This window comes from Mycobacterium sp. DL99, assembly GCF_004762045.1.
GTDB lineage: Bacteria > Actinomycetota > Actinomycetes > Mycobacteriales > Mycobacteriaceae > Mycobacterium.
Genome location: NZ_SJOM01000007.1, coordinates 3,689,704 through 3,709,694, shown reverse-complemented (window position 1 = coordinate 3,709,694; position 19,991 = coordinate 3,689,704). Strand labels below are relative to the sequence as shown.

Here is a 19,991-nt window from a genome sequence, read left to right as displayed (position 1 = left end):
GGGTCTCACTCGTATAGGACCGACACGAGGAGTGATTCGATGACGCTGACGCTCACTGCCTACCCAGACATCGTCACCCGGGACGAGTGGCTCGAGGCACGCAAGAAACTACTGGCCGCTGAACGCGAGGTGACACACCTGCGCGACGCCGTCAACGCCCAGCGGCGCCGGCTGCCGATGGTGAAGGTGGAGAAGGACTACACCTTCGAAGCGCCCGACGGCGAAGTGCGACTGGTCGACTTGTTCGAGGGTCGCAGCCAGCTCTACATCCATCACTTCATGTGGATCGACGCGATCGATCAGGGTTGTCCGAGTTGCACGGCCGCGGCCGATCTCACGTTCACCGAGCAGGACCGGGCTCTGCTGCATTGCAAGGACGTCACCTTCGCCTGCGTGTCCAGGGCGCCGTACGCGAGCATCGCGGCATACCGAGACGCGCACGGTTGGACGTTCCCGTGGTACTCGTCGCGCGATGGTGACTTCACCTACGACTTCCACGTGACGCTCGACCCGGCCCGTGCGCCAATCGAATACAACTACAAGTCCGCCGATGAGTTGCGCGCCGACGGTTTCAGCGACGACGACCTCCGGGGTGACTGGCCGGGCGCCAGCGTCTTCCTGCGCCGCGGCGACGACGTCTTCCACACCTACTCGGCCTTCGCGCGCGGCCTCGACCACACCGCGGTGGGATATCCCTTCCTCGACCTCACCCCGTACGGGCGGCAGGAACCGTGGGAGGACTCACCGGCCGGATGGCCCCAGGGCGGGGCAGTGGTCGGCAGGCCGGTGGGGGACGCCGACGGTTAGTGATCATTGAGATCGAAACTATGGGCGGGCGCCGGAGTGCCTGGCACAGTAGCCAATCGATGCGGGTGTGTCTGAGTGGCTAGGAAGCGGCCTGCAAAGCCGTTTACACGGGTTCGAATCCCGTCACTCGCTCTGGGATCCGTTCGGAGCCGTGCAGTGTCGTCAGTTTCGACGGCGCGGCATGGCTCCGGATAGGGCAGTCAGTCTCCCCACTGCTTCCTGGTTGCGGCAGCCGGTCCCGTGACGAGCGTGTCGGGTGGAACATCCGACGCAACAACCGCACCGGCACCGACTACCGAGTTCGTGCCCACGGTGACACCGGGCAGAATCGTGACACCGGCGCCGAGCCACACGTTGTCCTCAAGCGCTATCGGCGCAGCCACGATGTACTCTCGCCGTTCTGCAGGCGGTACGGGGTGTCCGGAGGTGATGAGGTGGGTGTTCGGACCGATCATGGTTCCGTCACCGATCCAGATGCCGCCCTGGTCCATGAATCTGCATCCCTGGTTGACGAACACATTTTCGCCGAAGCCGGTGTTGAGCCCATTGTCGGTGAAGAACGGCGGATAGAGCGTGACGGTGTCCGAGAGAGGTTGTCCGAAAACCTCCGCAAGCAGCGCCGCCCGTTCCTCCGCCGCATCGAACGGCAGCAGATTGAGGCGCGATGTGAGTGTTGTGACCTGTTCTATCCGTCGGGCCACTTGAGCCCATTCAGGTGTGTCGATGTACAAGCGGCCAGATGTCAGATGAGGCATGGACAGATCCCAGCAGCGAACGTAGTCGAGCATCAAACAACTGACACGCACGCACGACGCAACCAACGGTGGGGACTGACGGTTGGACCTTGAGGGGGTGCGTACTTTCGTCGTTGCGGCTGAACTAGGCCAATTCCAAGGTGCAGCAGACGAGTTGAGCATCACGCCGCAGGCAGTGTCGAAACGCGTCGCCGCGCTTGAACGCGCGTTGGGCACCGCGTTATTCGTACGTACTGCCCATGGTGTACGCCTGTCTGCCGACGGACAGGCGTTTCTTCCGCAGGCACGTGAGTTGCTTCGCGCCGCCGAGCGCGCATGGCACTCCGTCCGGTCGCAGAAACGGGTTCTGCGCGTTGACGTCACCCATCGCCGCATCGCACCGTCGGTTGTATTCCAAGATTTCCACGTCGCGAATCCCAGCGTGCGGGTCGAAGTGGTGACCTTGCTCGACAACAACCTCAGCGGGGCGTTGTCCGCCGTCCAGTCGGGAACGATCGACGCTTCGTTTCGCGCGGTCACCCTGCCGTCCGACGACCTGCCTCGTGGTGTGGTGGCCGCTCGCGCCATCGACCACGAACTCGAAGTGCTTGTGGGGCCCGAACATTCGCTTGCTGCCGAGGACAGCCTGACGCCGAGCTGTCTACGCGGGTTCCGAATCTGGATTCCGGGTATCGTCCCCGGCGCCGAGTGGGCTGTGTTCTATGACGACCTTGCGAGAGCGTTCGGATTGTCGATTGACAGCCACGGTCCTCATTTCGGTGACGAGGCCTTGTTGGAGCGTCTGCGCGACGACCCGAGTGTGGCAACTCTGGTGGGTAGACGTGACCGCTACTTCTGGCCCGCGCAATACGGACTGCGACGGATACCCTTGCGCGACCCGACACCGATCTACCCGCACTCGTTGATCTGGCTCACGACGAACTCGAACCCCGGCTTGGCCGCGTTGCGTGCCCACCTCGGTGCAGACCGTCGGACCTCGCCGCACGAGCCGAACGTCTGGTTGCCGCGGTGGGCAGCCTCCGTCTCCGAGCTGGGGTCAGACGGTGAGCCCTGACGCTGAACTGCTCAATGGGGCCGACGAGACCCACATCGCCACCCCGTCGCAAACAGCAAGACACCGCATCGAATAATGCTGCCGTGCCCATGCTGCCCCTTGCCGACATCCTGTCCACCCTCGATCTGGTGGAGTCGGATGACGGCACCTACGTCGCCGAACAGCGGGACAACCCCAGCCATCACATCGTGGGTGGGCATATCGCGGCCCAGGCGTTGATGGCGGCCAGTCGCACCGTGCCCGGCCGATCGCCGCACAGCCTGCACGTTTATCTGCTGCGCGCTGGGGACGCCCGGTATCCGGTGCAGATGGAGGTGAACAACCTGCGGGACGGCGGCTCGCTGTCCACCCGCCGGGTCATCGGCCGACAAGGTGGCGAGGTGTTGCTGGAAGCGCTCGTCTCGTTCAGCGTCCCCATGGACGCCGCGGATTATCAGCAACCCCGGCCCGCGGTGCCCGATCCCGAAACCCTGCCCCCGGTCGAGGAACAGTTGCAGGCGTTTGCCGACGAGGCCGACGGGTTCTGGGTGCGCCCGCAGTGGATCGAGCGACGTTACATCGACCCGCCCCCGCGGCTGGCGATCGATCTGCCGGAACCGCCGGAGCGCACCCGGATGTGGTGGCGCATGGGCGAACCGGTCACCGACGATCCGATCATCAACAGCTGTCTGCTGACGTATTTTTCGGGCACCGCATTGTTGGATTCCGCCCTGTCGGCGCGGCGTGGCACCCACGTGACCGTTTTCTCGGCGTTGATCGACCTGGCCGTCTGGTTCCACCGTCCCGCCGATCTGACGGATTGGGTGCTGTCCGACCAGGTTTCACCCAGCGGTGTCAACGGGCGCGGCCTGGCCAGCGCCACCGTCTACAACCGCGGTGGGGAACTCGTGTGCTCGACGACCCAGGAGCTGTACTTCGGCCGCCGCCGCGACTGACTCAGCGCGTGGACTTGACCACCTGGGCGAAGTTGAATTGCCATCGTTCGACGATGTGGAAGCCCATGCTTTCGGGTACCTGATACGCCGGGGCGCGGTCCAGTCGCGGTCCGGGCGCCAGGCGTTGGCCGCTCTGCCTGCTGGGCACCGAAGCGTCGCGTTCGGACACGGTCCACAGCACGGTGCACCGGCGCACCTGGTCGGCGACACCCCAGATCCCGAGGTGGGCATCCCACAACCGATTTCGTTGCCAGGCCCGCTTACCCCGACCGGGGTCGACCAGGTCGGCATAGGCGGCCGGCCGAGCGGCGGTGATGGGGCGGATCGGACCCGGCTTCCACGAGGTGGTGTTGTCGAAGATCACGCAGTCGCCGGGGGATGAGTGCGCCGAGATGACGTCTGCGACCTGGCTGAAGTCCATGCCCTCCTTGGCGTATGGACCGCGTTGCACGGTGATGTAGTTCGGTGTCGCGGCCAGGGCGAACACCGCCAGAGTGGCCGTGATCCATTCCCGGCTGCGGGCCACCGCCACCACACACACGGCGAGCAGCAGCGCCATCGCCGGCGTGGTGAAGGAGAGGTACCGCGGGTAGTAAAGCGGTTGCGCCACAGCTGAATACGCCAACAGGACTGCGGTCGGCCCAACGACCCACGCCGCGGCCACGACCATCAGCCGCCGGGTGCCCTCACCGGTGGGCCGCAGCCGTCGAACCAGCAGGGGTGCGCTCAGAACGGCGGCCGCCAGTAGCGCGAAGGCCACGCTGTGGTCGAAGTACTGCTCCAAGGCGACCTCAGTGACGGTGTGCAGACCCGGCGGGGAGATCCAGCCGACCTGAAAGCTCTGCGAACGGCACCACAGGACGAACGGAACCACGACCAGCACTGCAGCCGCGGTGACCGCGGCCCAGGCGGTTCGAGTGCGACGACGGTTGCAGAGCACTGCGACGGCAACCGCGTGTGGAACCACCATCAACACCACGAAGATGTTCAGCACCGTCGAAACCGCCAGCAGCGCACCGTATGACACCCACAGTGCAGGGCGGTCGCGCCGGATCGCGACGACCAGCAGAACCGTCAGCCACACCGCCGCCAGCGTCGACCACGAATAGGAACGAGCTTCGATACCGGCCCACGTGATCCTTGGCAGCATCGCGAAAAGAACTCCGGCACAGACCGATAACGTCCGGGTGCTGAACTGCCGGCCGAGAACTACGACTCCGCCTGCGGCGCCGCCGACGGCCAGGCAGCTGGAGAACCGGGACCAGAACTCGGTTACCGGGAAGACGGTGAACCAGCCGTGCATGCCGAGGTAATAAAGCCCGTGCACGGCGTCGATATTGCCGATCATGTCCCACAGCTGCGAAACCGATCGGGTAGCCGCCGAGATGGTGGCGGCCTCGTCGAACCACAGTGATGGACGGGCCGCCCCCGCGGCACTCAGCACGACCGCAAATGCGGCCACCGCCACGGCGTCGAAGCGGGCTTGTCGATCGACTCGCCCGCCCGCGCCCTCGGCGTGCTCATTCAGCGATAAATCCACGTCAGCGACCGTGCCACCCCCTCAACCCATGGCAAACAGTAACCTGAGGCGCCCGACTCGCTCTCTCCGACAGCACTATTGCCCACCGCATGCGGTGTAGATGAGCTGGGTCACTACGTGCGGCGAATCGTCCTGACGGCAACCCTGATTCGATCGGCGTCGACTACGTCACGGTCAGCATCGTTTTTGCGGTCCCGAGGGTTAACATCAGTGCCGATTCGCCGTTCGGGACGCCAAAAGTGGGTCCAGTTGTCGGTTGTCCGTATGGGTGTCGTGATTCGCACCCCTGGTCAGCGGGCGACGGGTTACTGTCTCGGGTGGCGTTGCAACTGACAGTGGGAGGGTATTGATGAGCGCGTATCGAACCGTGGTGGTCGGCACGGACGGATCTGATTCGTCGTTGCGTGCAGTCGACCGCGCCGGTCAGATTGCCGCCGGCTCGAATGCCAAACTGATCGTGGCAACCGCGTACTTCCCCCAGAGCGAAGATCAGCGTGCCGCCGATGTGCTCAAGGACGAGGGCTACAAGATGGCCGGCAATGCGCCGATCTACGCCATCCTGCGCGAGGCGACCGACCGTGCGAAGGCCGCCGGCGCCACGGACATCGAGGAGCGGCCCGTCGTCGGCGCTCCGGTCGACGCCCTCGTCGAGTTGGCTGAGGACGTCCAGGCGGATCTGCTGGTTGTCGGCAATGTCGGCCTGAGCACGATCGCCGGCCGGCTGCTGGGCTCGGTGCCCGCGAACGTGGCACGGCGGTCGAAGACCGACGTGCTCATCGTCCACACCAGCTGAGCCACACCCGCTGACTGACTACCAACCGCGCTCGCGCCACTCCCCGAGGTGGGGACGTTCGGCGCCGAGCGTGGTGTCATCGCCATGGCCGGGGTATACGACGGTGCGGTCGTCGTAGACGTCGAACACCTTGGCGCTCACATCACCCAGTAGGCGCTCGAAGTCACCGGGCTGCCAGGTCTTGCCGACACCGCCGGGAAACAGGCAGTCACCGGTGAACAGGTGTGTGACACCGTCGGGCGCCTTGAGCGCCAGCGCGACCGAACCCTCGGTGTGACCCTGTAGGTGGATCACGTCGAACGTGAGGTCGCCGATCCGCACGGTGTCCCCGTCGGCCAGGATCCGGTCCGGGGTGACCGGCAACGGTTCGGCGTCGAGTGCATGCGCGGCCGTCGGTGCCCCGGTGACCTCTGCCACAGTCGCCAGCGCCTGCCAGTGGTCGAAGTGCTGGTGGCTGGTGACGATCAGGGACAGCTTGGGTGCCCGCTGCTTGATCACGTCCAGGAGCACCTCAGCGTCGTTTGCGGCGTCGATGAGCAGGGTCTCCCCGGTGGACGTGCAGGTCACGAGGTAGGCGTTGTTGTCCATGGGGCCCACTGACACCTTGATGATCGAGGCGTTCGGGAGGGTACGCCGGGCGGCGGTGCCTGGCTCCTGGTGACCGGTGTACGTGTCGTCAACCGCGATGTGAGGGCTGGTCATAGCGCCACCGTATCGGGCTTGTCGGTGGTCGCACATAGCATGGGCGTGAAGTCTGTCGTGGGAAAGGAAACGCGTGGCTGACCGCCTGATCGTGAAGGGTGCCCGCGAGCACAATCTGCGAGGAGTCGACCTCGATCTGCCGCGTGATGCGCTGATCGTGTTCACCGGCCTGTCCGGGTCCGGCAAGTCCTCGCTGGCGTTCGACACCATCTTCGCCGAGGGCCAGCGCCGCTACGTCGAGTCGCTGTCGGCGTACGCCCGCCAGTTCCTGGGGCAGATGGACAAGCCGGACGTCGATTTCATCGAGGGCCTGTCGCCCGCGGTGTCGATCGACCAGAAGTCGACCAACCGCAACCCCCGCTCGACCGTGGGCACCATCACCGAGGTCTACGACTACCTGCGTCTGCTGTACGCCCGCGCGGGCACACCGCACTGCCCGGTGTGTGGTGAGCGCATAGCCCGCCAGACCCCACAGCAGATCGTGGACCAGGTCCTGGCCATGGACGAGGGCCTGCGATTCCAGGTGCTGGCCCCGGTGGTCCGCACCCGCAAGGGTGAGTTCGTCGACCTGTTCGACAAGCTCAACACGCAGGGCTACAGCCGGGTGCGGGTGGACGGCGTGGTGCACCCGCTGACCGATCCGCCCAAGCTCAAGAAGCAGGAAAAGCACGACATCGAGGTGGTCGTCGACCGGTTGACGGTCAAGGCCAGCTCCAAGCAGCGGCTCACCGATTCGGTGGAGACCGCGCTGAACCTGGCCGACGGGATCGTGGTGCTCGAATTCGTCGACCGTGACGACGACCATCCCCATCGTGAACAGCGCTTCTCCGAGAAGCTGGCCTGCCCCAACGGCCACCCGTTGGCCGTGGATGATCTTGAACCGCGGTCGTTCTCGTTCAACTCGCCCTATGGCGCCTGCCCGGAGTGCACAGGGCTGGGGGTCCGCAAGGAGGTCGACCCTGACCTGGTCGTGCCCGACCCGGACCTGACGCTGGCCGAAGGGGCCATCGCGCCGTGGGCCGTCGGGCAGAGCGCCGAGTATTTCACCCGGATGTTGTCCGGGCTGGGTGATCAGCTCGGGTTCGACGTCGACACCCCGTGGAAGAAGCTGCCGGCCAAGGCCCGCAAGGCGATCCTGGAAGGCTCTGATCACCAGGTCCACGTCAAGTACAAGAACCGCTACGGCCGCACCCGGTCCTACTACGCCGATTTCGAGGGCGTGATGGCGTTCCTGCAGCGGCGCATGGAGCAGACCGACTCGGAGCAGATGAAGGAACGCTACGAGGGCTTCATGCGCGACATCCCGTGCCCGGAGTGCAACGGCACGCGGCTCAAGCCCGAGATCCTCGCGGTGACGATGGCCGCGGGTCAGTTCGGCGCCAAATCCATCGCCCAGGTGGCCGAGCTGTCGATCGCGGACTGCGCGGACTTCCTCAACGCATTGACGCTCGGCCATCGCGAGCAGGCCATCGCCGGGCAGGTGCTCAAGGAGATCCAGTCGCGGCTCGGGTTCCTGCTCGATGTCGGGCTGGACTACCTGTCGCTGTCGCGCGCGGCCGCGACGCTGTCCGGCGGTGAGGCCCAGCGCATCCGGCTGGCCACACAGATCGGCTCCGGGCTGGTCGGCGTGCTCTACGTGCTCGACGAGCCGTCCATCGGCCTGCATCAGCGTGACAATCGCAGGCTGATCGACACCCTGGTGCGGTTGCGCGACCTGGGTAACACGCTGATCGTCGTGGAACACGACCTGGACACGATCGCGCACGCCGACTGGGTGGTCGACATCGGCCCCGCGGCCGGTGAACACGGTGGCCGGATCGTGCACAGCGGCACCTATCAGGACCTGCTGGTCAATCCCGAATCCATCACGGGCGCTTACCTTTCCGGAAAGGAGAGCATCGAGGTCCCGGCGATCCGGCGGCCTACCGACAAGCGTCGTCAGGTCACGGTGGTGGGGGCGCGGGAGAACAACCTCAAGGAGATCGACGTCGCGTTCCCGCTCGGCGTGCTCACCTCGGTCACCGGGGTCTCGGGCTCGGGCAAGTCGACTCTGGTCAACGACATCCTGGCCACGGTGATGGCCAACAAGTTGAACAAGGCCAGGCAGGTGCCGGGCCGGCACACCCGGGTCAACGGGCTCGACCAGCTGGACAAGCTGGTCCGCGTCGACCAGTCACCGATCGGCCGCACTCCGCGGTCCAACGCGGCCACCTACACCGGGGTGTTCGACAAGATCCGGTCACTGTTCGCCGCCACCACCGAGGCCAAGGTCCGCGGCTATCAGCCGGGCCGCTTCTCGTTCAACGTCAAGGGCGGCCGGTGTGAGGCTTGCTCGGGTGACGGCACCATCAAGATCGAGATGAACTTCCTGCCCGACGTCTACGTGCCGTGCGAGGTGTGCCAGGGCGCCCGGTACAACCGGGAAACCCTTGAGGTGCACTACAAGGGCAAGACCATCGCCGAGGTGTTGGACATGTCGATCGAGGACGCCACCGAGTTCTTCGAGCCGATCAGCTCGATCCACCGGTACCTCAAGACCCTCGTCGACGTCGGTCTGGGCTATGTCCGGCTCGGGCAACCGGCGCCGACACTGTCCGGTGGTGAGGCGCAACGCGTCAAGCTGGCCGCCGAGCTGCAGAAGCGGTCCACCGGGCGCACGGTCTACATCCTCGACGAGCCGACGACGGGCCTGCACTTCGAGGACATCCGCAAGCTGCTCAAGGTGATCAACGGCCTTGTCGACAAAGGCAATACGGTGATCGTCATCGAGCACAACCTCGACGTGATCAAGACCTCGGACTGGATCGTGGACATGGGTCCCGAGGGTGGGGCCGGCGGCGGCACCCTCGTCGCGCAGGGCACGCCCGAGGATGTGGCGGCGAACCCGGACAGCTACACCGGCCAGTTCCTCGCCGAGCTGGTCGAGGTGCCCGCACCGAAACCCAAGCGGCGCAAGGTCAGTGCTTGATCGACCCGGTGCAGCCGCTAATTCGGTTGCACCGGGCCGGTGCGGTTCTGGAGACTGGCACGTATGGGCCACGTTGAGGTCGCACACATCAGCCATACGCTGCCGGACGGTCGGCAGCTCCTCGACGATGTCTCGTTCCGGATCGCCGACGGTGCCACGGCGGCACTTGTCGGTCCCAACGGCGCCGGTAAAACCACACTGCTGCGGTTGATCTCGAGCGACCTGGTACCCCAGCAGGGCACGGTCGCGCACAGCGGTGGCCTGGGCGTGATGCGCCAATTCATCGGCGGTATCCGTGATTCGACGTCGGTCCACGAACTGCTGTTGTCGGTCGCGCCGCCTCGCTTGCGGGCCGCCGCGGTCGACGTGGATGCGGCCGAGCTCGCACTGATGGAGCGTGACGACGAATCCAGCCAGATGCGCTACGCCAACGCGCTTGCCGGCTGGGGCGACGCCGGCGGATACGACGCCGAAATTCTCTGGGACGCCTGCTGTATCGCCGCGCTCGGGATGTCCTACGAGTCCTGTCGCTGGCGCCTGGTGAACACGCTGTCGGGCGGCGAACAGAAACGACTGGTGCTCGAGGCGCTGCTCCGCGGACCCGACGAGGTGTTGCTGCTGGACGAGCCGGACAACTATCTCGACGTGCCGGGCAAGCAGTGGTTGGAACAGCGCCTGGGCGAGACGACCAAGACGATCCTCATGGTCAGCCACGACCGAGAGCTCCTCAACCGCACCGCGGAACGGATCGTCACGGTCGAATCGCGGCACGTCTGGATCCACGGTGGCGGGTTCGATGGTTATGCGCAGGCCCGCCGGGACCGCAACGAACGTCTCGAAGAACTGCGACGACGATGGGATGAGGAGCACGCCAAGCTCAAGACGCTCGTCGTCGAGCTGCGCCAGAAGGCCGCGTACAACGACGGTATGGCGTCGCGGTATCAGGCCGCGCTGACTCGGCTGCGCAGGTTCGAAGAGGCCGGTCCACCCGAGGTGCCGCCGCGTGACCAGGACATCAAGATGCGGTTGCGGGGCGGCCGTACCGGTAAGCGTGCGGTCGTCTGCGACAGCCTCGAATTGACCGGTCTGATGCAGCCATTCGACCTGGAAATCTTTTACGGTGAGCGCGTTGCGGTGCTGGGTTCCAATGGTTCCGGCAAATCGCACTTCCTGCGATTGCTGACCGCGGTGGCCGATGAATTGCCTCGTGGTGCCACCACCGCCGAGCCCGTGGCGTACAGCGGTCTCGCGCAACTCGGTGCCAGGGTGTCACCCGGACTGTTCGCTCAAACGCACGCACGCCCGGATCTCGCCGGCCGAACACCGTGCGAGATCGTGATGGTCGAGCACGCCAGGCTGCGCACCGAAGCGATGAGCGCCCTGGCTCGCTACGAGCTGCAGGCCTGTGCAGAACAGCCGTTCGAAACACTTTCGGGAGGTCAGCAGGCCCGGCTGCAGATCCTGCTACTCGAACTCGGTGGCGCGACACTTCTGCTGCTCGACGAACCGACCGACAACCTCGATCTTGCCAGCGCCGAGGCGCTACAGGACGGACTTGCCGCTTACGCGGGTACGGTGGTCGCGGTCACCCATGACCGTTGGTTTGCCCGATCGTTCGACCGCTTCCTGGTGTTCGGGGCCGATGGCTTCGTCTATGAATCGACCGACCCGGTATGGGACGAGTCGAGGGTGATGCGCACGCGGCGTTAGCTTTTCGTCAGCGGCGACCGAATCGGTCACCCAAAGGTGTGGTAGCTCTGGAACGCAAACCAGTGCGGGCCAAGCCGTTTCGTCCAGCTGATGACGTAGTCGCCCGATGACTTGTGTTCGGTCTGTGGCACGCTGCCGTCGGCGCTGTAGGCGAAGCCGTTCCAACCGTTCTGGTCGTCGCGGTACGTGAAGTCGACGAAGTTGTCGGACCGGCCCGCGATGTACTCGATGGGGTAGCCGGCGATATGGCCGGGGTGTTCGCCGAAGGTGGCGTCCTCGTCGAACGCCTGCAGGGCCCGCTCGAACGATGGCTGCGCCAGCCGCCAATGCAGTTGCAGTGGAACGTTTGTGCAGATCAGCGCGATGCCTGCGATCACCGGTACGGGACTTGCCAGCATCACTGCCCAGTCCCGGCGGCCGGCCGTGCGTCGCAGTGCGACACCGACGACGCACCAGATCACCAACAGCGGGATCAGGGCCAGCGTGGCGATATAGAAAACGTCGGATGGTTCGCCGGGAAAACTCGCCCCGTAGAGCTGACCGGCGACGGCGAATCCGGTCAGGGTCAACAGCGCCCAGCCCGCGATGCGCATCAGCGCTTGGAGAGCGGCGACGGGAACCGGGGTTTGGTGCGCACCCCGGCGAGCCATTCGGTCAGCGCGTCGGCGCGCTGCTGCAACGCGCGGGTGCCGTCACGGCCGATCTCCTCGAGCAGGTGCAACTCGATCCGACCGTCGGTGTCCTGACCCCAGCCGCCCACGATCCGGCCGTTCCACCACGCCGTGGGCCCGGCGTTGCCATTGGTGTCGAAAACCTGGCCGCGGTGATCGCCCAGATACCAGTCGCGGTCGAACCAGCCCATGGTGGTGACGTCCAGACCGGGCAGCAGGGCCGCCCACGGCTCGGGCTCCGGCTCTACGTCGAGGTCATCCGGCAGCACATAACCCACGGCGTCGGGAGCGCCTTCCAAGTCCACCTCGACGGCACCGATATCGCGCAACGCGTGGCGGGCCCAGGTCAGGGTGTTGCCGAACCACCACTTGATGTCGGAGACCGTGGCCGGGCCGAACGTCCCCAGCCAGGTCCGCACCAGCTCGGCACGGGCATGGTCGGGCTCGGCCGGCGGCACCGAGGTCCCGAGCCACTCGGACGTGACGGTCCAGCGTGGCCGCGACGTGGTCCAGGTGCCGTCATTGGGCCCCCGCACGATCTCGCCGCGCACCCCGAGAACCGTCAAAACCCTTGGGGAAAGCGGAGTCTCGCCGCCCCAGCGCTTTCCCGGTGCCGGGTTGTAGCTGCCGGCGAGTTCGGGCAGTGCGGTACGCAGCTGTGCCGCAGGAGTGGGCCCGTGCTCGTGCAGGTGGGCCAGTACCGCCTGGCACGCAGTGTCCAGCCAGTGGGCGCCGTCGACGGCCACCCCGGCCTTCTCCACATCGGCGATGAGCTTGCGTTGCTCGTTTCCGGCCACCCGGTCGCTGGCCCCGGACTGCACCAGCGGCAGGTCCCCGGCGCGCACGATCCAGAGCGTGCGACGCATGGCGAGGTGCTTGAGGATCGTGCGTCGCTGATAGAGCTCGCCGTCCAGATCGTCGGCGGTGAAACCGGGCAGCCGCGCCCACAGGGACAGGTACGGGGTGGATGGATCAGTCGCGTGCAGGCCGACGAAGGAGCCCGCGATGTCCACGACCGAGGAGGCCGGCCGGCTCAGGAAATGACGCTGGGCCAGCCGAGCCCGGCGCTCGGCGCTCGTGAAAGTCCGCACGGATCAGGCGTCGTCCGTCTTGTGCATGGACTCGCGGATCTGTTGTAGGCGCTCGGCAGCAGCCTGCTGGCGCTTCTCGTACTGCTCTTCGATCGAGCGGCCCTCCGGGGTCTCGGCGGCCAACTCTGACGCCCCGATCGCGGTGCCGTACCGGGTCTCGATCTTCTCGCGGACCGCGTCGAACGTCGGTACCCCGGCGGCGGTGTAGCCGGTGTCGGCCGGCTCAGAAACCGGCCCTGGGACAGGCCCGGGCAGCGGGCCCGTGCGGGGGGCTGCGGGAACGATCTCGCCCTCCACCACATCGGGCTCCTGGGCTTTTTCGGGTTGATCCGGCTGCTCTGGGTCCTTCGTCACGAAACCCACGTTACCTGCGGGAACTGACATTTCTTGGGATCGGTAGCACGTGGCCCCGCCAAGACTTCAGGACACGACGGAGCCATCGGGGCAACGCGGAACGAAGGGGAAGACGCAATGACCATGAATCGAGTTATCGCAGGCGCCATGGGACTGCTCGCTACCGGTGCGGTGCTGGTGGGTTGCTCGAACGACAAGGCGGCCGACAAGCCCGCGGACAAGCCGGCCGCGTCGGCGACCGACACCAAGGTCAGCTCCGGGAGCAGTGCCCAGGTCAAGGTCGATGGATCCGATCTGGCGGGACTCGACCTGAACTCGGTCACCTGTGTCAAGCAGGGCGGCAAGATCAACGTGGCAAGCGCCGCGATCGGCGGCCAGCAGGGCCTGGGCGTGGTGATGACGGACGAGGCCACTCCGAAGGTCGAGTCGCTCGGCCTGGTCTATGACGGCAGCGCACTGGCGGTCAGCGAGGCGATGGGTGTCAAGGTCGGCTCGGCAGAGGTCAAGGTCGACGGGGACACCTACACCATCACCGGTGAGGCGTCGGGCGCCGACATGAAGAACCCGATGGCCGGGATGGTCAACAAGCCGTTCACCATCACGGTGTCCTGCAGCTGATCTCCCGACATGGCGGGCGTGCCCGGCAGACCTTCTGCCGGGTACGCCCGCCGCTTTTATATGGTGCAGGGGTGACCATCGCCGGCGATCTCGACCGCGCCCGTCACCTGTCGCTGTCTGCCGAGGAGGTCGCTGCCCGCGACCTGCTGGTGTCGCAGCTGCCCCTGATCGAGCAGGCCGACCGCGACGACTACGCGCTCGAGGTGTTCGCCCAACTCGGTGAGATCTACCTGGTGCGCACCGCGTATGAGGGTGTGGTTGAGAGTATTTCCCGCATCCGCGATTGCCTGGCGATCTACGTCGCGATCCGGTCGGGGCAACGCCCCGACCTCGCGGCCGAGGTCACCATGTCCGACCACGACATCGATCACCTGATCTGCCGGTATAGCCGACGCGTCGAGTTTCTCGCTGCCGGACTCGCCGCGGCTCGTGGCGATCATGACGATGCCGCAGCGCATCTGGCGGCGCTGATCGAAGTCCCCGGGAATTATGGTGACTTGCTGTCCGAGCACCGTAACCTGATCTGCCACACCAGAATTCTGATCGCGAGCGGACTTTGCGACGATGACCTGTATGCGGCATCGGTACCGGTGTGGGCCGAGGTGATCGACGTACTCCAGAATGCCGGGCCCGGTGCCGACGACGCCGAGACCGATTACCTTTTCGTCACCGGCGCACTGGGTTACGGCCGGTTCTGCATCGAGTCCGGCCGACTCGACGAGGCCGAACCGTGGTTGCGCCGGGCCGGTGCCCGCGCGCAGGCCCGCGACTGGAAGCTCGCCACCGCCCGCGCCCAGCTCGAGCGAGGGGCCTCGGCCTGGTCGGCCGGTCGTTACGCGGAGACCCAGGACCTGGTCACCGCGGCCTACCCGGTGATCGCCGAACATGCCCGCGCCCACGACGTCTCCCGGAGCTGGCTGTATTTCGGGCTCATCCGGTTGGGACTCGGTCGCCTGAAGGAAGCCGATGAATGTTGGGAGCACGCCGAGCGGCACTGGCGGGAGCTGGGCAAGCCGCTCCACATTCACCGGATCCTGTTGCAACGCAGCTGGATCGCCATCTTCCGTGGCGCCTTCGAGGAGGCGGTACAACTGGTGGAGCAGGCCAGGCAGTTCCTGGACGCGTCGCCGCGACACAGCTGGCTGCAGTATGCCCGGCTCGATGCGCACCTCGGCAACATCTGGCGGGCCGATGCGCTCGTCGAGATGGGTTTCGACGGCGTCGGCGAGCCCGGCCAGGACTGGAACCAGGTCGAGGCCCGGTACGCGGCGGGGGTCGGCGTGGTCGACTGCGCCCCGGGCACGCCGGAGTACCGCCGTGCGATGGTCAAGCTCGACCGGGCCGCCGCTCTGTTGGTTCCCGCCGCGCTGGCAGTCGATTCGGTGCGCTACACGATCACCGACGCCGGAGCCAGGGCCCGCTGGGCCAGCGGCGTCTCGGCTCCGTTGTTGGCGGGGGCGTTCGCTGTGGCCTGGGAATCGGACAATATCGATCTGACGTGTGAACTGGTCGAATACCACAGCGCGCGAGGAACTTTCAGGACAGATCCGGCAGCTGGGCCGGGTTCGGTCGCAGATTGGACCGGAACCGCCACGGCTGTGGTTCCGGTCGAAGCCGAACTCGCGCCGCAACTCGCTGTTGCGGCCGCTGCAGGGCCGGTCGGCGGCGAAGGCGAGCTGACGCGGCTCGGACCGTTGCCCCCGCTGCGGATGGATCCGAGTTCGGGCCCGATCATGAGCCACTACCGGGAGCTGGCGCTGCAGCGGTACGGCCAGGACGTCACCGCGCCCGGTGGGGAATGGACGACGTGGCCATGACCGACACTCTGGTACTGCGGTTCGCCGATGTCGGTATCGCGACCTATGTGAGCCTGCGTGTGGTCGGGCAGCCGCAACGTTCGGTCACCTGGGTGATCGAGGAACCGCACATGCAGGCGGTGGAGGCCGTTCTCAACCCTGCGCTGCCGGACCCGATCGGTACCGAAACCCACGGCGACGCGATTGAACGGGCCGTGACCACAGGCGCGTTCGCCACCGCCGAGGCAGAACTCGACCTGGCCCGGTTGCTGGGCTCGCACCTGATCGGGATCGACGGCTGGCAGCTGCTGGCCGACTGCGTCGCCGACGTGCGGCCCGTGCTGTTCGTGACGCCGAGCCCGCGGTTGGGCCGGGTGCCCTGGGGGCAGCTGGCGATGCCGGGCCCCGACGGCTTCCGGTTGATGGAGTTGGTGGACGTGCTGATGGCGGTGCCGCCCAACATCGTTCACGCACCGCGCACCCCGGCCTGTTGGCAGGACCGCCTCGGACGGCCGCCGGTGCTGGTGCTGGATCCGCGCATTCCCGGACAGCGGCCGGATTCGGCCCTGGGCTCGGTGCTGGGTCGCCCATCGCCGCAGACTCCGCTGTCGGAGCATTTCGGTGACCTGGTGGCCGGCCACGCCGTCCTGCCGAAGGTCGCCGACACCGTCGAGTTGTTCCGTCGCACCGATACCGATCGGCGCTGGTTGGCCGACGCGTGCGCCCAGGACCCGAGCCGGCTGCTCTACGTCGGGCACGCCAGTGCCGCTGACGGTGCCGCCGGACATGCCGATCGGGCCGCGCTCCATCTGGCCGAAGACCGGCCGCTGACCGCGGGGGAGATGATCGCGGCGCGGTTGCCGATCCCACCCCGGGTGGCGTTGCTGGCGTGCGCATCCGGCGGCGACTACCGGTTCGACGAGGCGGCCGGCCTGGTCGCCGCCATGATCCTGGGCGGCGCGCAGTTGGTCACCGCGACGCTGTGGTCGCTGCCGACGACTGCGGGCTTCCGGCAGTTCGGCAATGCGCCCGAGGCCGATCCGATGGCGGACACCATCGTCGGAGTGGATCTGGCACATCGCGACGAGAACGCGGGCCTGGCGGTGAACCGCTGGCAGCGCGCCACGATGCGCCGCTGGCGCGACGGTGACACCACGGCCAGCCCGCTGTACTGGGCCGCGATGGCCACGTTCACCGTCGACGGCGCCCGCTGAATCAGGCCGGGGTCACACACACCGCGACGGTGCTCTCGTCACCGGGCCGGTAGTAGGTGTCGATCACGTTGCCAGGTGAGACTTTCGCCAGTGCCGTCGCGGGAATCAGCGCGCGCTGGCGCACCGGGAACTGACCGCCGCCGCGCCGGCTGACCATCAGATCGAGTTCGACCTCGCGGTAGTCCTCCCGGATCGCGCCGGTGGCGCGCATCCCGGTGATGATCCCGCGCGACCGGGTTCCGGTACGGATCAGGGCAAGCTGAGTCCCGGTCAGTAATCCCTTGCGGACCAGCATGTGGTCGAACTCGGCCACCAGCTCGCCCAGGGTGACCAGACGCTCGTCGGCCTCGTCATTCGGGTGGATACACCGGGCCCGGCGGGCGGCGGTCAACACGGCGCCCGTGCCCAACAGGCACAGGACGGTGATCAGCACGGCGTCGGTCATGTTCCCAGGGTCCGGCCGGGGGAGCGCTACCGAACCCAACTTCGGCTCTATCCTGGTGCCGGTGAGCATCGGGTCCGATACGGCTGGGGCTGAGGCCGGCCCCAATTCGGGCATGACTTCGGCGCAGCCGCGCCGCGCCGTGATCGACCGGGCCTGGCGCGCACTCGGGCCCGGGGTCGAGGTGTTCAGCGGTGACGACGGCGGGCCGCTGCGCCGGACCGTCAAACGGATCATCGACCCACTGGTGCTCAGACTCCGCAGCAACACACAGTTTTCGGCGCCGATTCTGGCGCCCGACGTGGCCGCCGACCTGCACGAGCAGATGGTGCGCAGCGGGCCACATCTGCGTGCTGCGGCGGCCTGGTTCGTCGAACTCAAACTGCAGCGCCGGCGGCTGCGCATCACCAACGGCAATGCCCAGGAGTTGTATTTTCCGGCGTGTTTCGAACTCGCGGTGACGCGGGGCGCTCCGACATCCGATCGATCGCAGGTGGCGGCCGAGGTGCTGGCCGAGCTGCACGAGGGCCGTGACCGCACGGCCATCGAAGCGCTCAACGCGTATGTGGCCGAACCGCAGGTCGTCGACCGGTTGCGGCGCCAACTAGCGCGGAGCTGGGGTGACGTCGTCCCGTCGGACGCCATCACCGGTCCGTTCTTCGCCGGGCTGGCCACCGTGCTCGGCCCGGCCGACAGCCACCGTGCCGAGGCGGCCCGGCAGCGGGTGTGGTCGGCGTTGGTGGCCGACGCCACGCCGTACAACCTGGGTGCCGGGGCACGACATGTCGGGACTGCTCAGCCGTGGTCGATCGTCGACATCGGGCTGAGTTCAGTTCTGCCGCAACAGCCTCCGTCGATCAGCGGGCCGGGCGAGGGGGACCGCCCGCTGGACCGCAGCGTGGTGGACCGGGTCCGTGCGACGTTGCGCCGAGCCCTGGACCGCGATGAGCTGCCCGATCTCCCGCTGCTGTGCGCCGAGGAAGTGGACCGGGCCTGTGCGCCGTGGGGGCTGCTCGCCGAGGACAAACAGGCCGCGCTTCTCACGGGCATCGAGGTGGCGACCGACCTCCATCCGCTCGACGCCTCGGCGTCGGGACGCTATCAACTGTCGGCACGGATCCAGGCCCGGTTGGCCAAGGAGGCGTATGTGCTGCATGCCCGCCGCTATCTGGTGGCCGGCACGGCGGTGCACCCGCGCCAGCAGCAGGTCATCGACGATCTCGGTGCGTTCGCCCGGCCCTACCTGAGCCGGCTGTGGGCGCGGCTGCACGGCCGCGACGTGTGGCAGGAGTCCTGCGCGGACGTCGACGACCTGCGGTCCCTGTTGGAAGGTGTGGCCAGATCGGTCAGCCTCGATCATCGGCAGCGGATCAAGGCGATGCTGGAAGTGCAGGTGGCAGAGTGAAATTGGGTGCTGACGCCGGCCTGTGGAGCACGGGACACCTGGACCACGGTGCGCCCTTGGTCGCAGTGCTGGAGGTCGGCGGCGCCGTGCTGTCGTGGGTGGTGGATGGGGGCGCCGGCGAACCACCTTCCATCGCATTCACCGACCCTGAGCGTGCGGATTGGTTGTGGCGCGTGCTCGGGGAGTCCGGCCACGTCGCTGTCTTGAACGCGCTGCGTCACAGGGAACTGGGACAACGGCTCGACCTGCCCGATGTGCAGCTGCTGCCCGGCTCGACGGATGCGTTGCGGCGCCTGGCGATTGGCCACTGGCTGCGCCGGTGGTGGCCGGCCAGTGACCGCGACGGCATCGCGGCGCTGGAGCGCCCGCTGCTCGATGCGGAACTCGCCCTGCTGACGGTGGCGGCCGAGGACTTCTTCACCGACGACACCCTGGACTCGGACGTGGAGAGCCTGCTGGCACCCCACATGGAGGCGCTGAATTTCCTCGCCGGTCAAGGTGATCCGAGGGTCGACGAGCTGATCGGAGAATGTCGGGAGTTGGCCGCCGAGGTCGGGCTGGACTGGCCTGACACCGTCGTCGCGACGGCCCGGCGTGAGGACTACGCCCTGGCGGCCGGGGCCGGCGACGGATCCGGCCAGGCGGGCCTGATCGCCCGAGGGGTGGCGACGGTCGACTGGGCGGCGGTACCGCCCGCGGTATTCGACGCCGCCGAGGACACCGTCGAGTGGTCGGTTACCGCCGTCGGCGAGGCAACCAGCGCGGTGGTGCGGGTGGCGCTCTCGGGCCCGGATTCATCGGCAGGCATCGGCGTGGAAATGCGCGGCGGCGGCTGCGCCGGCTCCGGTGTCCTCGACGCCACAGGCCGCGCCGTGCTGCCGCTGCGCGCTCCAGATGGGCAGCCGCTCAGCGAGACCCGCGCGTGGAATACGGATTGGTCACAGGCCACGGTGCGGGTCGGCGCGGACGGCGTCGACGAGTCCGCAGCGGACCGGGACCGGGTGCGGGCGTTCGCGCGGGCCCGGCTGGCTGGGGCAGTATCCAATTCGGGGCTCGCCGCGGTATCCGATTCGCGGCTCGCCGCGGCGGCCGACGCGTTCCTTGCCGAGGTACGTGCGGCCGAATCCGACTACTGA

18 protein-coding genes and 1 tRNA gene are annotated in these 19,991 nt (G+C 67.1%); 12 read left to right on the top strand and 7 right to left on the bottom strand.

The window, feature by feature from the left end:
- The first annotated feature begins 39 nt into the window (after positions 1-39).
- On the top strand, positions 40-807 hold the full coding sequence (locus EYZ64_RS18260) for a DUF899 domain-containing protein (protein ID WP_135455415.1): 768 nt from the start codon (positions 40-42) through the stop codon (positions 805-807).
- A 61-nt stretch (positions 808-868) separates the two neighbouring features.
- Positions 869-939 (top strand) — tRNA-Cys (locus EYZ64_RS18255).
- A gap of 68 nt (positions 940-1,007) precedes the next feature.
- Here the strand turns inward: EYZ64_RS18255 and EYZ64_RS18250 are convergent.
- Positions 1,008-1,595 (bottom strand): DapH/DapD/GlmU-related protein, encoded by a 588-nt coding sequence (locus tag EYZ64_RS18250; protein ID WP_286175300.1) that lies wholly within the window; start codon positions 1,593-1,595, stop codon positions 1,008-1,010.
- A gap of 64 nt (positions 1,596-1,659) precedes the next feature.
- On the opposite strand from EYZ64_RS18250, the gene EYZ64_RS18245 reads away from it, so the two are divergent.
- Positions 1,660-2,616, top strand: a complete 957-nt coding sequence (locus tag EYZ64_RS18245) for a LysR family transcriptional regulator (RefSeq protein WP_286175052.1) — start codon at positions 1,660-1,662, stop codon at positions 2,614-2,616.
- A gap of 89 nt (positions 2,617-2,705) precedes the next feature.
- Positions 2,706-3,551 carry an acyl-CoA thioesterase gene (locus EYZ64_RS18240; protein ID WP_135460101.1) on the top strand — a complete coding sequence of 282 codons (846 nt, stop codon included), beginning with the start codon at positions 2,706-2,708 and terminating at the stop codon, positions 3,549-3,551.
- Position 3,552: 1 nt separating this feature from the next.
- Here EYZ64_RS18240 and EYZ64_RS18235 read toward each other — a convergent pair whose 3' ends face one another.
- Positions 3,553-5,091, bottom strand: coding sequence for a glycosyltransferase family 39 protein (locus EYZ64_RS18235; protein ID WP_135455411.1), 1,539 nt, complete (start codon positions 5,089-5,091; stop codon positions 3,553-3,555).
- Positions 5,092-5,440: 349 nt separating this feature from the next.
- On the opposite strand from EYZ64_RS18235, the gene EYZ64_RS18230 reads away from it, so the two are divergent.
- Positions 5,441-5,884, top strand: coding sequence for a universal stress protein (locus EYZ64_RS18230; RefSeq protein WP_044524035.1), 444 nt, complete (start codon positions 5,441-5,443; stop codon positions 5,882-5,884).
- 18 nt (positions 5,885-5,902) lie between these two features.
- Here EYZ64_RS18230 and EYZ64_RS18225 read toward each other — a convergent pair whose 3' ends face one another.
- The gene (locus EYZ64_RS18225; RefSeq protein ID WP_135455409.1) at positions 5,903-6,586 is read right to left on the bottom strand and encodes an MBL fold metallo-hydrolase; all 684 of its coding nucleotides are present in this window, start codon (positions 6,584-6,586) and stop codon (positions 5,903-5,905) included.
- 73 nt (positions 6,587-6,659) lie between these two features.
- On the opposite strand from EYZ64_RS18225, the gene uvrA reads away from it, so the two are divergent.
- Both uvrA and EYZ64_RS18215 read left to right on the top strand, forming a co-directional pair.
- Positions 6,660-9,554, top strand: a complete 2,895-nt coding sequence (gene uvrA, locus EYZ64_RS18220; RefSeq protein WP_135455407.1) for an excinuclease ABC subunit UvrA — start codon at positions 6,660-6,662, stop codon at positions 9,552-9,554.
- A gap of 63 nt (positions 9,555-9,617) precedes the next feature.
- A complete protein-coding gene (locus EYZ64_RS18215) occupies positions 9,618-11,264 on the top strand; it encodes an ABC-F family ATP-binding cassette domain-containing protein (RefSeq protein WP_135455405.1) in 1,647 nt (548 codons plus the stop codon).
- A 26-nt stretch (positions 11,265-11,290) separates the two neighbouring features.
- Here EYZ64_RS18215 and EYZ64_RS18210 read toward each other — a convergent pair whose 3' ends face one another.
- From EYZ64_RS18210 to EYZ64_RS18200, 3 genes are read right to left on the bottom strand one after another with little or no spacing between them, the layout of a single operon-like run.
- Positions 11,291-11,857 (bottom strand): hypothetical protein, encoded by a 567-nt coding sequence (locus EYZ64_RS18210; RefSeq protein WP_135455403.1) that lies wholly within the window; start codon positions 11,855-11,857, stop codon positions 11,291-11,293.
- On the bottom strand, positions 11,857-13,026 hold the full coding sequence (locus tag EYZ64_RS18205; RefSeq protein WP_135455402.1) for a winged helix DNA-binding domain-containing protein: 1,170 nt from the start codon (positions 13,024-13,026) through the stop codon (positions 11,857-11,859). The genes EYZ64_RS18210 and EYZ64_RS18205 overlap by 1 nt, the downstream gene beginning before the upstream one ends.
- A 3-nt stretch (positions 13,027-13,029) precedes the next feature.
- Positions 13,030-13,380 (bottom strand): hypothetical protein, encoded by a 351-nt coding sequence (locus EYZ64_RS18200; protein WP_450070540.1) that lies wholly within the window; start codon positions 13,378-13,380, stop codon positions 13,030-13,032.
- A 123-nt stretch (positions 13,381-13,503) separates the two neighbouring features.
- Between EYZ64_RS18200 and EYZ64_RS18195 the strand changes: the two genes are divergently transcribed.
- From EYZ64_RS18195 to EYZ64_RS18185, 3 genes are all read left to right on the top strand, one after another.
- Positions 13,504-13,998, top strand: coding sequence for a lipoprotein LpqH (locus tag EYZ64_RS18195; RefSeq protein ID WP_135460100.1), 495 nt, complete (start codon positions 13,504-13,506; stop codon positions 13,996-13,998).
- Positions 13,999-14,069: 71 nt separating this feature from the next.
- Positions 14,070-15,815 carry a tetratricopeptide repeat protein gene (locus EYZ64_RS18190; protein ID WP_135455398.1) on the top strand — a complete coding sequence of 582 codons (1,746 nt, stop codon included), beginning with the start codon at positions 14,070-14,072 and terminating at the stop codon, positions 15,813-15,815.
- Positions 15,812-17,008 carry a CHAT domain-containing protein gene (locus EYZ64_RS18185; protein ID WP_210115529.1) on the top strand — a complete coding sequence of 399 codons (1,197 nt, stop codon included), beginning with the start codon at positions 15,812-15,814 and terminating at the stop codon, positions 17,006-17,008. Before EYZ64_RS18190 ends, EYZ64_RS18185 begins: the two co-directional genes overlap by 4 nt.
- A gap of 1 nt (position 17,009) precedes the next feature.
- Here the strand turns inward: EYZ64_RS18185 and EYZ64_RS18180 are convergent, their stop codons facing one another.
- Positions 17,010-17,453, bottom strand: coding sequence for a hypothetical protein (locus EYZ64_RS18180; RefSeq protein WP_135455394.1), 444 nt, complete (start codon positions 17,451-17,453; stop codon positions 17,010-17,012).
- 61 nt (positions 17,454-17,514) lie between these two features.
- On the opposite strand from EYZ64_RS18180, the gene EYZ64_RS18175 reads away from it, so the two are divergent.
- Together EYZ64_RS18175 and EYZ64_RS18170 are read left to right on the top strand one after the other, a co-directional pair.
- Positions 17,515-18,855, top strand: coding sequence for a hypothetical protein (locus tag EYZ64_RS18175; RefSeq protein ID WP_502702976.1), 1,341 nt, complete (start codon positions 17,515-17,517; stop codon positions 18,853-18,855).
- Positions 18,852-19,991, top strand: coding sequence for a hypothetical protein (locus tag EYZ64_RS18170; protein ID WP_135455392.1), 1,140 nt, complete (start codon positions 18,852-18,854; stop codon positions 19,989-19,991). The genes EYZ64_RS18175 and EYZ64_RS18170 overlap by 4 nt, the downstream gene beginning before the upstream one ends.

Coding starts and splice junctions, on each gene's coding strand:
- EYZ64_RS18260 (WP_135455415.1), top strand. CDS start 40: ATGACGCTGACGCTCACTGCCTACCCAGACATCGTCACCCGGGACGAG.
- EYZ64_RS18250 (WP_286175300.1), bottom strand. CDS start 1,595: ATGCTCGACTACGTTCGCTGCTGGGATCTGTCCATGCCTCATCTGACA.
- EYZ64_RS18240 (WP_135460101.1), top strand. CDS start 2,706: ATGCTGCCCCTTGCCGACATCCTGTCCACCCTCGATCTGGTGGAGTCG.
- EYZ64_RS18230 (WP_044524035.1), top strand. CDS start 5,441: ATGAGCGCGTATCGAACCGTGGTGGTCGGCACGGACGGATCTGATTCG.
- EYZ64_RS18225 (WP_135455409.1), bottom strand. CDS start 6,586: ATGACCAGCCCTCACATCGCGGTTGACGACACGTACACCGGTCACCAG.
- EYZ64_RS18215 (WP_135455405.1), top strand. CDS start 9,618: ATGGGCCACGTTGAGGTCGCACACATCAGCCATACGCTGCCGGACGGT.
- EYZ64_RS18210 (WP_135455403.1), bottom strand. CDS start 11,857: ATGCGCATCGCGGGCTGGGCGCTGTTGACCCTGACCGGATTCGCCGTC.
- EYZ64_RS18195 (WP_135460100.1), top strand. CDS start 13,504: ATGAATCGAGTTATCGCAGGCGCCATGGGACTGCTCGCTACCGGTGCG.
- EYZ64_RS18185 (WP_210115529.1), top strand. CDS start 15,812: ATGACCGACACTCTGGTACTGCGGTTCGCCGATGTCGGTATCGCGACC.
- EYZ64_RS18180 (WP_135455394.1), bottom strand. CDS start 17,453: ATGACCGACGCCGTGCTGATCACCGTCCTGTGCCTGTTGGGCACGGGC.